We start from the raw sequence: 12,617 nt of genomic DNA, 5'->3' as shown, positions 1-12,617 counted from the left end.
AACAAAAAAAGAGCGAAGGACCTTCTCAGCCCTCGCTCTTTTTTGTGTGGCTAGTCAAGGTCGGGGGCCGACACATGTTCAACCCTCCGTATCACTTCACTAAGGGCCTCAACTTGCGCGGGATGGTCTTCCACCTGCAACAGGGCGTCCTCAAGCAGCAGGTAGTATTCAACCAGGGTGCCTTCACCGCTTGTATGGTGGTCAACGCATTCTTGAAGCAGCATGGCGGCGTCTTCAAACATCTGAAGTTGCTCCTGAGCATCCTGAATTGCTTGCTGAAGCTGCTGTATCTGTTGAAGAGAATCAACCTGCGTACGCCGCCGGCGGGGCCGCTCATCCTCTTCCTCCATAATGTATTGCATTTTCAGCGCTGATTGCCCTATCGCTAATTTTATCTCGCGCTGGCGGCGATCAAGCCAGGCCCGAACAGCGTGGATACGGACCAGGATATTGGCGTTTTCAGGAAGGCGCAATTGATCGTCTGCGAGTAAATTGTCACTTCCTTCCTCTGGTTCGGTTTCATCAAATTCGTCTTCGTAACTCATTCTGCGCTCCCGTGTGGCTGTTAGTAGCATTGTGCCTATTATAGCACGAAGCGGAGGAGTGCAATTGATGAGATGCAAAAAAAAGAAGCCCCTGCGTGTGCAGGAACTTCCTTGATATCCGAATCTAGCTCAGGGCTTGTCCGATCGGTTCAGGCTCCTGAGCAGGAATGAGATCTTCATCATAATCGCCTGGCTGCGTACTGTCCAGCCCCTTCTGAGGGCTGAAGATGTTGAAGATCGGTGTCAGGATCAGCACGAGCAGGATATTGAGGACCACTGAGGTAATCGCGATATAAGTAATGGGCAGGTGAATTGGGCCCAGGATAATCGGCGCGACCGTTTTCACGGCTGCTCCAGTGGAATTGGCAATCACGATCCAGGTTCCTGAGACCATCCCTGCCAGCCAGCCGATCAGCAGCGCCCAGCGGTTGAACCAGTTCGTATAGAGGCCAAGAAAGACAGCGGGCAGTGTCTGAATAATCCAGATACCTCCGAGAAGCTGGAAGTTAATCACAAGCTGCTTGTCGATGCTCAGGATGAAGAGCAGGGCCCCGAACTTCAGCACAAATGAGGCCCATTTCGCTACCTCGGATTCTTCACGGTCGCCTGCTCCAGGGCGCAGGTATTCCTTGTAGATGTTACGAGTAAAGAGGTTTGCGGCTGCAATGGACATGACGGCTGCGGGCACTAACGCGCTGATCGCGATGGCGGCAAAGGCAAAGCCGGTAAACCATGAAGGGAAGAATTGATTCAGCAGTGCCGGGATAGATCCGTTATTCCCCAGACCGGCAATTGGCTTTGTTTTTGCAGCGATTGCCATATAGCCGAGCAGCGCCAGCAGGCCAAGCATCAGCGAGTAGATCGGCAGCAGCGCCATATTGCGCTTGACCGCTCGCGGGCTGCTGCTGCTCAGCACGCCAGTAACCGAGTGTGGATACAGGAAGAGGGCCAGTGCAGAACCAAGTGCCAGCGTCGCGTAACCGAGGAAATGTTCAGGTTGTGGCAGGAAGATAAAGGTTTTGACCTGCGCTGCCTTCTCACTGGCTGCCTGAAAGATCGGGCCGAAGCCTCCGAGGGCGTAGGGAATATAGATAATCGCGGCAAAGAGCACAATAAAGATCATGATATCCTTTACCAGTGCAATCATCGCAGGAGCACGAAGACCGCTGGTATAGGTGTATGCTGCCAGGATCAGGAACGCGATCAATAACGGGATATCGACATTCACGCCCCCGATAGGGATCATGGTTGGAATGCCCAACCCTTCAAGTGCAACCTGAATTCCAAACATTTGTAGCGCGATATAGGGCATGGTTGCCAGAATCCCTGTGAACGCGATCGCCAGAGCCAGTAAGCCGCTGCCGAAACGCCCCCGGACAAAGTCGGCGGCAGTCACATAGTTATGCCGTCTACAGACTGCCCACAGTTTCGGCATGAACAGGTAGACCAGCGGATAGGCGATCGTGGCATAGGGAACGGCAAACCAGCCGCTCATAATGCCCACGCCAAACATGGCAGCCGGTACCGCGATAAAGGTGTAGGCGGTGTAGAGGTCACCACCAAGCAGAAACCACGTAATAAGCGTGCCGAAGCGGCGCCCTGCCAGCCCCCATTCATGCAGCTTATTCAAGTCACCGCGCCGCCAGCGGGCTGCGATAAAGCCAAGCACGGTGACAAAAAGGAAGAAAAATAGAAAGATAATGATTGCATCCCATTGCATGGTGTCTCTCTTCCTTTCATGCAAAGACATCGATGAGTGAAGTCAAAAGGCCGCGCTAAATGCCTTTTATGGGACGGGTAGTAGTCGGGTTAGCGTCTGGTCTCAAAGAGGTAGACGCCTGCGGTAATCAGGGAAGTGAAAATAATCCAGAGTAGCTGATACCAGTAGAAGTAGGGGAAGCCAAACAGTTCGGGGCTACCGGAGCTGTAGAATGGCACCCAGAGCAGGGCTACCAGAGGAATGATAAACAAGAGCCGCGCCCAACGTCTTCGTCGTCCTTGTTGGTCTAGCATGGCTGTTCTCCTTTTCGTGGGTAGAGAGGTGATGAATACAAAAAGTATAGAATGAAACTGGAAAGGGAACAACACAAAGTAGTTTATGGAACATCGCTGGTTCCTCTGGTACATAGACCAGAAGAGACGTTCCATTCCCGATGATAAGCGGTTTGCTGAGTAAACTACTTTCATGCTATCCTACGGTATTTTTTGAAAAATGTCAATCAAGCTATGGATACGTGACAGAAAACTTGCTGCGACAGGTAAAATAATTAAGGAAAAGGTTTTCATGTATTGTGGAGTGGTGGAGGATGTGCATCTTGCTATGTGTACAAACATAAATGATCAGGAAGAGGAAACGCTTGAGCAGGCGTATGCTCGCTGGCAGCTCTCCCTGATTCGGACCCCGCTTGATCTCTCGTTTCAAGATTTCTGTTCCGCGTATCCCGATGGCACGGATACAGGTGAACCACTGCGGAACGGTGATATTATTCTGGATGGATGCTATTGTATCGAGCAACTGCTGTATCAGCGTCCCCGGGTTAATCTCTATCTGGGAAGGCGGGTCGGTAGCTCGGCGGGTGGCGATAAAGAGTTTGAGCCGCTGGTTGCGATTCGTGAAGTGGTGCTGGTTGGGCTTGATCCGCTGGTTCGCGATTGTATCGAAAATGCTCTGCTGGAAGAAGCGCAACACTCAACGCTGTTCTGTCCCGTTGGCCTGCCTCTGGTGAGCGAGCGTGTGCTTGTGGAGGGCGGGCGCTACTATCTTATCATTCGCTTGCAGTGTGCTTACAGCCATCTTCAGGTATTACCAATGACACTGCAAGAGCTTTTGCTGCGCGAGAGCTGGCCTGCGTGGTTGCACAAAGAATGCGCCTTGCAGTGGGGCTTGCAGGTGTGTCGAATGGTTGCCCGGTTGCATCGATTGGGCGTTATTCTGGGTGATGTGAGCCCGACGACGATTCTGGTTGATCGTGATGGGGTGGCCCCCTGGACGCCGACATTGTTATTTTCCTGGCCGCCTGCCCCCTGTTTCTGGCATGAAGGTGCGGGTCCGTTTACCCCGCAGCAGATTTATAATGGTGTTTTCCCGATCCTGAATACCGCGGGAAATAACCCTTTTATCGCGCCCGAGTTGCTCTATGGATACGCCGACGAACGCTCTGATGTGTATTCATTGGGTGCTTTACTTTATATGTTTTTCACGCGTTTCGCTCCGATAGTCGCGTTACGCCGTATGCGTGCCGAGCAGACAGGCGCAGAGACAACGGGAACCAGTATCGAGCAGGCATATATGAATGCGATTGAGCGCTGTGAAGGGCTGGAATTAGTGGAACCTTCCAGACTGCGCCCGGGAATCCCGCGCTCTCTGGAACGTGTGCTGCTTCGTGCCCTGGCTCTGGAGCCGGAGCAACGGTTCTCTTCGGCTTTTGAATTGGTTGAGGCACTGGAGGAGGTTCATATACAGGATGAGCTCCCGGTTCCTCTAGAGCCGGTTCAGAAGCAACGTCGCTCTTTCTGGTCTGGCTTCTGGCGCTTGAAAAGGGAATAAGAGCTGAGCACGCTTTCAGGAATGAGTGCAGAGCAAACCATGCTCTTGCAGTGCAGCTCTCTGGACCGCCTGAACCAGACGATCTGCATGAAGCGGCAGGAGCTCATCGATCAGACGCTGTGTCTTCCCTTTTCGTCGTGCTTCCCGAAATTGAAGGAAATCTGCCTCGGCTTCTGTTTTCTTTGGAACGGGAATGGACTGCAAGCAGTCAGCAAGATGTGTGACTTCCTCCGGTGTGAGATAGCCGCTGATATTCCCATAGGCGTCGCCTGCCTGATAACCAAAAGGCATCTGGCGTCGGCCACAGGCCAGAAACTCAAAGAGCGCCATTGCCCGGATGGAATAACGTGCCAGCCAGCCGCGTATCTGAAGGTGAACCGGCAAACGACCTAGCTCAATCCCGATGGGGAAATCTGGCGCCTCATCTTCTTCGTCATCCTGCGAATCGGTGTGGGCGAAACGCAGGGGTGGTTGCTCTGCGACGGGCAGAGAAGTGGGCGTAATCGGATCTTCTCCCGCTGTGTGTTGTACGGCCACAAGACTATGAATCAGGTCATCCAGACCGGCAGTGTGTAACAGGGCGATCATTTCGCCGCGTGCCATCTCGGGTTCATCCTCAGCTTGGGGTAGGGGATTGATTGGGCCATGCTGCCAGGGAAGACAGTATTCCTGAATCAGCGCTCCCCAGATAGTACGGAGTGCCTCAGAAGGGCGAGGCAGTCGGGGAGTGTGATGCAGCGCATAGGTATCGCTGAGAGAGGTGAAGGCTGCGGCATCGCAGAGTACAGCATATTCTTCAAGGTAGGGTTGTTGCCGGGGCAACTGTTGCACAAAGCGTCGTGCTCGAATCCAGGTGCGTACTTGCTGCAATGCCGCAGGAACGAATAGTTCTTCCTGCGCACATCGGGTCTGCTCAAAGAGCTGGTAAGCGTCGGTTTCGTCTTCGTTGATGAGCCAACGAGCCAGAGCAGGCATGATACGATCTGCGTACTGGTGCCAGTCAAAAGCGTGAACTCGCACAATCATCAGGAACAACTCTCTTTAGAATAGATACAACTCAGATTACGGATGGCGAACAATGCATGGGTTTCCTCTGCATACAGAGTACCTCTTCTCTATGTCGAACTACAAATAGATAGCTCTATGGTAATAGGTCCTACCACGCTTATGGTACTCTGTTATTGCTCGACGCGTTTCCGTTGTCTTGCTCCTCCTTCTTTGGCATAACATACAGTCCCATCTGGACCTGCTGCATCATTTCCTCCAATACCGGATCATCCTGTAAGCCGGTGAAGGAGATCTGACCCTTTTTCACGGTTGGCTGCTGTTCCAGACTGCTTTGCAGATCTGGCGGGAGATCGAGCGAGTTCGCCTGTATATAGTTCACGCCGGGAATGCCATTTCCGCCGGGGCTGTTGGATGGCACAAGAGCATATGAGCCCGCGAGCGTGGCGTTTGCATCAAACTGCGTGGCAAAGTCCTGATTCTCCATTGCGGGCATGGGAGAGAGCTCTTCTGGCATGGAGATAGTAGAGAAGCCCCCTGACATTGGTTCCCGAGGCGTCGGGAAGGAGCGGAATGCAGGCAATGAGCCACTCTGATTCAGCGAAACCGGTGTGGGCATATCGGCGACTGTCGGTGCATCCGGTGACTCGGCGCTCCAGGGTGCCTCAGGCGTTTGAACTGGTGGCGGTGCTGGAGAGAATTGCTGTGGCACCGGAGAGAATTGCTGTGGTGGTGTAACAGGCTGTTGTTGCTCTGGTACAGCGGTCGCCAGAGATGGAGACATGTACGGACGCTTGCCCTTCTCTCCCTGCTGATGCTGCCTGTATTTGCGTACCATCAGCAGCGTGATAATGACAGCAGCGATAACAATCATAAATCCAGCACCAACGATGGGAAAGATGGTGGATAGATTATTTTTCTCGGTATTGGTGGTTTCCTCGGGTTGAGTGGTCGCTGTGGGCTCAACCTCCGGTGATGCTTCCGGGCTTGGCGAGGAAGTGGGCGTCGGGCCAGGAGTGCGTGTGGGCGATGGTGACGGGCTCGGCGTCGGAGTCATAACCGGCGGCGGCGGAACCATTCCCCCTTCATCCGGCGTCGGACTGGGCGTAGGTGATGGCGTTGGGCTCGGTGTAGGCGAAGGCGTTGGGCTCGGTGTCGCGGTCGGGCTCGGTGTAGCTGGAGGAGGTGTTTGGGGTGTAGTTGTCACTGTGGCAGTGACAGTGATCAGTGGATCGGGAGACGGTGTTCCATCTACCGTCTGTGTCCCGTTATCCAATTCCTCCGCATCAACAAGCATAGATTTCATCAGGGCGATCGTGCCTACCCCGGTAAATAAGAGCAATACCAAACAGAGCGCCATCATCCTCAATGTCCACTGAGCATGCCCAAAATGACGCTTTTTCACAAGTGTATGCCTCCTGATTGGCTGTGCTGCCAGTTATAATTGCAAATAGAGAAATAAAAAGGCTGTAACCAGAAAAGATGGAACTTTTTTGTAGCATATATCGCAAAAAGGCTGATAGAAAAGAGCGAAAAGCCGATTCTATTGCAGCGCGTATATTTGCTCTTCCCAGTGTAGAGAAAGAAAAGTTGTATTGTCAAGCGAACGGCAGAAATGTACCACAATATTTAAATACGGTTGTTTATGAGCGTTTGGTGAATGCCCTGCCTCGAAAGTGGGTCATTGTGCTTTTTTCGTAGTTGTTTAACTGTACATCCGTACGGCTTTACATCAAGGACAGCGGTGTAACGTTACTGTAAAGTGAAGCGTGAAATGAGAGAGAATCGAAATGTTTTTTGTATTGTTGAGATTGTCGAGTTTTTGAAGGATTGAGGATTGTGGCAATGAGGAGCGAGAGATGCTACTGTGCGATTCGAGGTCTCTTTGAGGATCACAAGGAAGGCCTTTTCCCCCTTTTTTTGGACTTTCATTGCAGAATGCTGGCATGAAGGATGCTGGATTTTATGCTGTTCAGCACAGATATGGAGCAAGAGCAAGTAGTGCTTATATGGTATAGAAAAGATGAGGCATTTTCTCTCGCTTGCTGTTACGTGCTTCTGGTATCCTGGGTGCAGAACGGAAGCAAAGAAATGGAGCAGATCTGTGGTGCGCGTCTTGAGAGGGCTCAAGAAGTGCTCTGAAAGCTGCTAGAAACGGGGGCACAGCATGTTCTCACAATCACAGGATACCCGGGAACCGCAGATTTCTCTGCCCCTGCCTTATCTACAGGGAGAGGCCTCAGAAGCGCTGCCACGCGTCCTGCGTGGTAAGGACATTATCACTTTTGTGGTGCTGATAACCCTATTTATGCCTGCTATTCCGAATATTTATAGGAGCGGGACAATTGCCTTTCTGTACTGGATTGTTGGTGCGCTTGTCTGGACGGTACCTAGCAATGCAGTGATGCGCTGGCTCTATCTGCGGATTCAGCGTCTGGGTTATGTGATCTGGGGGGTGCATGTCGCGGGGCGACGCTGGGGGATGTTATCTCTTTTTTCGATCTGGTTGGCAGGTATCTTTGCCACTACTGTCCTTTTACAGAGTACAATTTTACCGCTGCTGCATCTGTTCCCGAACTGGTTTCTTGCCCCGATCTATCAGGCGCTCTGTATGGTAGTTGTGCTCGCGTTAGCGACAGTGTTCTGCTTCCTTCGGCTCCGTCTCCTGTTTTCCTTGCTTGGCGTTCTGACCATCATCTACTGTGCTCTTTTTCTGTCTCTCGGGCTGGCGGGTGTTCTCTGGCTGTTGCGGGGACATGCATCTGCTGTGCCGCTTGTTTGGCCACCGCTCTCGGCAGTTGAATTTAAATTTAGCGAACTATTCGGGCCAGTCCTCTGGGCGCTGGTGGGTGGGGAGGCGCTGGCACTGATGGTGCGTGAGATCAAAGGGACTGCGGAGTCGGTGCGGAAAGAGACCCGCATGATCTGGGTGGGAAGTGCGATTGTGCTCTGCTGTTATCTGGCGGCAACTTTTGGGACGGTGGTTGTGGTCCCATTGAATACCTATACCTTCCCGCGCAGTGTGGTGATCCCCGCGCTGAACAGCGTGTTCGGCGAGAACATCTTCGGGGATGTGCTGATCTTCTTGCTGTTCCTTTGCCGGGTTGGAACCTCGGTGATCTTGTTGCTCTCATTTTCGCGTCTGGCATATCGCATGGCCTGCATACGGATCATGCCGGAGCGCTTTGCCCGAAAGAACCGTAGTGGTATTCCCTATAATGCCATTATCGCACAGGCTATAGTGATATTTTGCACTTTTCTTGTTTTATATACGCTCCTTCCATCATTGCATGTCTTTAGTGTACGACCTGTACTTTTACTGGATATGCTGTTTTCTGTTTTGCAGGCAATCGCGTTGATTGTCTGGCTGGTTGCTATGCTTCAGGTCTTTCTCTTTGTGATTATTGCGTTGACAGGAGAGCTACGCGGGGAAAGCACTGCCGAGGGCAGAACCCCGAAACGGGAGGCGCTGGTCTTGCTCGGGCTGGCGATTTTGGGGTGTCTGACGGCATTGACTGGCATTGCGACATCGCTGACGCATTCGTGGGTATCACCCTGGGTTCCTATGCCGCATTGGTTTTTTCTGGTTACGGGAATCACCCTGTTGCTTGGCATTCTTGGGCTGCTCACCGCTGACATTCCTTATGTCAGCGCGGCGGTAAGCGAGCTACGACGCTTGCATCAGCGCGAGGTAGAACTGCGGGCAAGGTTGCAGGATGCGTATAACGAACAGCGAGTGCTTGTACAGCAACAACAGGAGTTAATCGCGGATGTCGATCGCTTGTATCGTGAGAATGCTCGTGCCGCCTTGACCGATCCGGTGACCGGGTTGCCGAACCATCGCGCGGTGCTGAATCGACTGGATCGGGATATACAGGAGAGCAAGCAACGTCATGAGCAACTGGGCTTTCTTTTTGTGGATATCGATCATTTTAAGCAGATCAATGATAGGTGGGGTCACCTGGCGGGTGATGCGGTGTTGCGGGAGGTAGGGCAGCGGTTACAGCAGGGGGTGGGGGAAAACAACTTTGTGGGGCGCTATGGCGGGGAAGAATTTGCCGTCATTGTATGGAACGTCGATATGCAGCAAGTCGCAGAGATCGCTGAGCGGCTTCGTTGGGCTATTGCATCCCGGCCTTTTCAATGGAATGTTGAAGCCGAAGCGGCGGCTACAGAGATCTCGCTTTCTGCCAGTTTTGGGGTAGCTGTTTGTCCTGTACATGGTAGTGAAGCAAAGACCCTTATTCAGTATGCTGATAGCGCAATGTATCGCGCAAAGAATAGTGGGCGAAATCGTGTATGCATCGCTGATGAAGACGAAAGGGCGATTCATATGGCACTCTCAACGTCAGAACGGTTTGAAACGGTGGACGAGCGAACGACGCAGGCGCTTCTGGCTGTCACTTCTGTACGTGATCCCTACCTGTATGTCCATTCGCGGCGTGTAATGATCCTGGCTGATGCGATCGCTGTTGAAATGAAACGTCCTGCCGACGAAGTGCGCCTGTTACAACTTGCAGCATTGTTTCACGATATTGGGAAGGTTGGTATTCCAGACAGCATTTTGCATAAACCCGGACCGCTGACGGATGAAGAGTGGAAAATGATGCGTCGCCATGCCGAGCTGGGCAGCCAGATCCTGGCGCAGGCGGGCGGCATTTTTGTGCTGGTAGCCGGGATTGTGCGTGCACACCATGAACGCTGGGATGGCAAGGGCTATCCAGATGGGCTGGTGCGTGAGGAGATCCCGTTTCCGGCGCGTATTCTTGCGGTAGCGGATGCCTACGACGCGATGACGTTTCCGCGTGTCTGTCGGAAGTCAGTTTCCTCTCATGAGGCCTGCCAGGAGATTGTGCGCTGCGCGGGCTCGCAGTTTGACCCCGCTGTTGTGCAGGCGTTCCTGTTTGTGATGCGGACCGCTTCACCGCAAGTGATACAGCGGTTACACTCGGTCACAGCAGGGTATGGTACATTGCAGAACGGCTAAAACGTCTTTTCTGGCTCGGAAAAGACGGCGCGAAATACAAGCGATGGAGAGTGCTAGCGTTCTCCATCGCTCAGGTTAGCTCACGGTAGCAGGTCAGGCAAAGTCGCGCAAGATATGCACCTGAATCGGTTGGCGTAGTGTCCGTAGGGCCTTGACTTCGATCTGACGAATGCGTTCCCGAGTCAGCTTAAAGTAGACGCTGAGCTCTTCCAGAGTATGGCAGTAGCCATCCTGTAGCCCGTAGCGAAGCTCAATCACCTGACGTTCACGCTGACTGAGCGTTTCAAGAGCACGTGAGATCTGATCGCGGAGGACCTGATGCGTGACTACCTCGGCGGGGGCGGCTGCGCTGATGTCTTCCAGAGTATCAGCAAGGTGATACTGCTCATCATCGATGAGAGGAGCATCAAGCGAGATCGGTGTCTCTGCTATACTCTGTAGCTCAACAATGCGTTCCTTTGAAAGGTTAATCGCTTTGGCGATCTCTTCCGGGAAGGGATCGCGCCCAAGATCCTGATAGAGCTGACGCGTAATACGCTTCATTTTATAGATAAGTTCGACGACATGCACCGGCACATGGATTGTGCGTGTATGCTCGGCAACGGCCCGGCTGATGGCTTGCCGAATCCACCATGTGGCGTACGTGCTGAAACGGAAGCCACGGCGTGGATCGAACTTCTGGACTGCTCTAATCAGTCCTAAATTGCCTTCCTGAATCAGATCTAACAGTGAGATTCCCTGATTGTTGTAGCGTTTTGCGATACTGACCACCAGGCGAAGGTTCGCTTCGACCAGCCGTTGTTGGGCCTCGTGATCTCCTTCAGCGACCAGATGCGCAATCTTCAGTTCCTGCTCAGGGGATAAAAGCGGGAAGCGCCCTATCTCTGCGAGATATTGGCGAATGGCGTTATCAACCTCGCTGTCCTCTTCGTCTCCAAGACCTTCGCCTTCTTCGTATAGGAATGTCTCTTCATCGGCAAGATCAGAAAAAGATGACGCTGTCGCTTTTGGTCTGCCTCGGCGCGCTGTTTTTTTCGGTGGTGTAAATGTTGTCTCTAAGTCACTTCCTTTCGGGAAGAGTAATCGTTCATCAGTATCCAGTAATGGAGTCTCTAGAATTTCCTCCTCTGTAGAGACTCTCCTTGCTTTTCTTCCTCTTTTGGCCGGTGGTTTGGTTGGCTGTGTTGATGCGGCACGGCGTCCACGGCGTTTTCTCTGTTGGGTTCCTTCACCTGTTGCGTAGCTCGTTTCTTGACTGTCGAGCCCATTGACTGGCCCGACGTTATTCACACTGGCTACCATATACCTACTCCTTTACCTCAAAACCCATTCCACATAATTTGGTAACCGGAGAATGGTGATGCTGGATGAGCCCTTTAAGGACTGGAGCGTTTCCAGCAACACTGTGTCTATACGCTGCTTCACTACAGCTTCAAGAATAGACACCCCCCCTTATCTTTTTAAAGGTGCAAGATATATGCCAATCGGCCTGAATCTGAAGGAACTGGAAAAAATTTCTGAAAAGATGAAGCTGTAAGGACTGCAATAGAGCCAGTGCATATGGTCCGCTTCTGCTGAAAAATCGCGACATATAGCGCTTTTCTCTCTGCGTTGTACCTCATCAGAGGTGGAAAAATTTTCCACTTGCTGTGGATATATCCGCAGTTTGTTCGTCAATGACGGAGAAAATCTAGCTTGCTGCATCCCAAAAGCGGCCTAAACGGCGTTCTTTGTTTACAGGAGAATAGATTGATGTTTATCTCTGCTTTTCGGGAGACCTATGAAGAAATATTATCCTATCACACCTCTTCCGGCATTGCGACAGGAAAAGCCGGTTCTGATGCCTCGCACCTCACTTCGGAGCAGGTTGCGGGAACAGCGTTCTGTATATGTGCTTCGTTCCCCTGTGTCATGTCAGCAACATGTGCTGCCACACTGCTGTAGCACACCTGCTGTTGAGGATATTCCAACTGCACCCGAAGAAGATTGTTTTGACATCGCTGATATCAGGACCTTTCCCCCGCCGGCATTTTCTGCCACTCCTTCCCCTGCCTATCTCCGTTCGATCACGCCACCGCCTGAGCGCCTGCCGGTGCTGTCTCCCTCTCTGGTGAGTCAGCTTTCACTGAAGGAGCGTTGCCGCCGCTGGCTACTCAGGCCAGGTCATCTGGAGGTGCTTTTCTGGCTCTGCGGAACGGCGTTGCTGGTGGGAGTGAGCGTGCTTGTAACGCTGGCTGCTCTGTTGCGTCTGGGGCTGCTTGCCCACTAGTGTTCACCTGATCTTGTGTATTTAAACTGCAGAAAGTACTGTTACCTTCCTCTTATATTGTTAAAGTGAGATAGAATACTGTACAATTAGTTGGGGATCAGTATGTCTCATACAGGCTCATCGTGGGAAAGAGGCTGTGCTGAAGGGAAGGAGGGGCTGTGAAGCCACAAGAGAAGTGCTTTGTTGTGATCTGGCGAAAGCAGGAGCGCTACAAGGCCTATAGAGGGAATAGCGCTCGAAGTGTTGTGAGCGGGCAAGCACCGA

General features: G+C 52.4%; 9 protein-coding genes. 3 read left to right on the top strand and 6 right to left on the bottom strand.

Annotated features, from left to right (window positions below; all coding sequences use genetic code 11):
• Nucleotides 1–50: 50 nt before the first annotated feature.
• From EI42_RS02465 to EI42_RS02455, 3 genes are all read right to left on the bottom strand, one after another.
• A complete protein-coding gene (locus EI42_RS02465; RefSeq protein ID WP_111318471.1) occupies nt 51–545 on the bottom strand; it encodes a hypothetical protein in 495 nt (164 codons plus the stop codon).
• A gap of 124 nt (nt 546–669) precedes the next feature.
• Complete coding sequence (gene mctP, locus EI42_RS02460; protein WP_111318470.1) at nt 670–2,265, bottom strand: monocarboxylate uptake permease MctP; 1,596 nt, start codon at nt 2,263–2,265, stop codon at nt 670–672.
• Between the two features lie 89 nt (nt 2,266–2,354).
• Complete coding sequence (locus EI42_RS02455; RefSeq protein WP_111318469.1) at nt 2,355–2,558, bottom strand: DUF3311 domain-containing protein; 204 nt, start codon at nt 2,556–2,558, stop codon at nt 2,355–2,357.
• 307 nt (nt 2,559–2,865) lie between these two features.
• On the opposite strand from EI42_RS02455, the gene EI42_RS02450 reads away from it, so the two are divergent.
• Nucleotides 2,866–4,092 (top strand): serine/threonine-protein kinase, encoded by a 1,227-nt coding sequence (locus EI42_RS02450; RefSeq protein WP_137686098.1) that lies wholly within the window; start codon nt 2,866–2,868, stop codon nt 4,090–4,092.
• Nucleotides 4,093–4,107: 15 nt separating this feature from the next.
• On the opposite strand, the gene EI42_RS02445 is transcribed toward EI42_RS02450, so the two are convergent.
• Nucleotides 4,108–5,118 carry a hypothetical protein gene (locus EI42_RS02445; RefSeq protein ID WP_111318467.1) on the bottom strand — a complete coding sequence of 337 codons (1,011 nt, stop codon included), beginning with the start codon at nt 5,116–5,118 and terminating at the stop codon, nt 4,108–4,110.
• A 139-nt stretch (nt 5,119–5,257) separates the two neighbouring features.
• Entirely contained in the window at nt 5,258–6,502 is a 1,245-nt protein-coding gene (locus EI42_RS31830) for a hypothetical protein (protein ID WP_137686097.1), read from the bottom strand.
• 762 nt (nt 6,503–7,264) lie between these two features.
• Here EI42_RS31830 and EI42_RS02425 point away from each other — a divergent pair.
• A complete protein-coding gene (locus EI42_RS02425; protein WP_111318461.1) occupies nt 7,265–10,084 on the top strand; it encodes a diguanylate cyclase in 2,820 nt (939 codons plus the stop codon).
• A gap of 93 nt (nt 10,085–10,177) precedes the next feature.
• On the opposite strand, the gene EI42_RS02420 is transcribed toward EI42_RS02425, so the two are convergent.
• Nucleotides 10,178–11,386 (bottom strand): sigma-70 family RNA polymerase sigma factor, encoded by a 1,209-nt coding sequence (locus EI42_RS02420; protein ID WP_246046306.1) that lies wholly within the window; start codon nt 11,384–11,386, stop codon nt 10,178–10,180.
• 478 nt (nt 11,387–11,864) lie between these two features.
• Between EI42_RS02420 and EI42_RS02415 the strand changes: the two genes are divergently transcribed.
• A complete protein-coding gene (locus EI42_RS02415) occupies nt 11,865–12,353 on the top strand; it encodes a hypothetical protein (RefSeq protein ID WP_111318459.1) in 489 nt (162 codons plus the stop codon).
• The last annotated feature ends 264 nt before the right edge of the window (nt 12,354–12,617 follow it).

Source organism: Thermosporothrix hazakensis (assembly GCF_003253565.1).
Lineage (GTDB): Bacteria > Chloroflexota > Ktedonobacteria > Ktedonobacterales > Ktedonobacteraceae > Thermosporothrix > Thermosporothrix hazakensis.
The sequence above is the reverse complement of the archived record's forward strand: the minus strand, read 5'-3'. Positions and strand labels throughout refer to the sequence as shown.

Coding starts and splice junctions, on each gene's coding strand:
- EI42_RS02465 (WP_111318471.1), bottom strand. CDS start 545: ATGAGTTACGAAGACGAATTTGATGAAACCGAACCAGAGGAAGGAAGT.
- mctP (WP_111318470.1), bottom strand. CDS start 2,265: ATGCAATGGGATGCAATCATTATCTTTCTATTTTTCTTCCTTTTTGTC.
- EI42_RS02455 (WP_111318469.1), bottom strand. CDS start 2,558: ATGCTAGACCAACAAGGACGACGAAGACGTTGGGCGCGGCTCTTGTTT.
- EI42_RS02450 (WP_137686098.1), top strand. CDS start 2,866: ATGTGTACAAACATAAATGATCAGGAAGAGGAAACGCTTGAGCAGGCG.
- EI42_RS02445 (WP_111318467.1), bottom strand. CDS start 5,118: ATGATTGTGCGAGTTCACGCTTTTGACTGGCACCAGTACGCAGATCGT.
- EI42_RS02425 (WP_111318461.1), top strand. CDS start 7,265: ATGTTCTCACAATCACAGGATACCCGGGAACCGCAGATTTCTCTGCCC.
- EI42_RS02420 (WP_246046306.1), bottom strand. CDS start 11,386: ATGGTAGCCAGTGTGAATAACGTCGGGCCAGTCAATGGGCTCGACAGT.
- EI42_RS02415 (WP_111318459.1), top strand. CDS start 11,865: ATGAAGAAATATTATCCTATCACACCTCTTCCGGCATTGCGACAGGAA.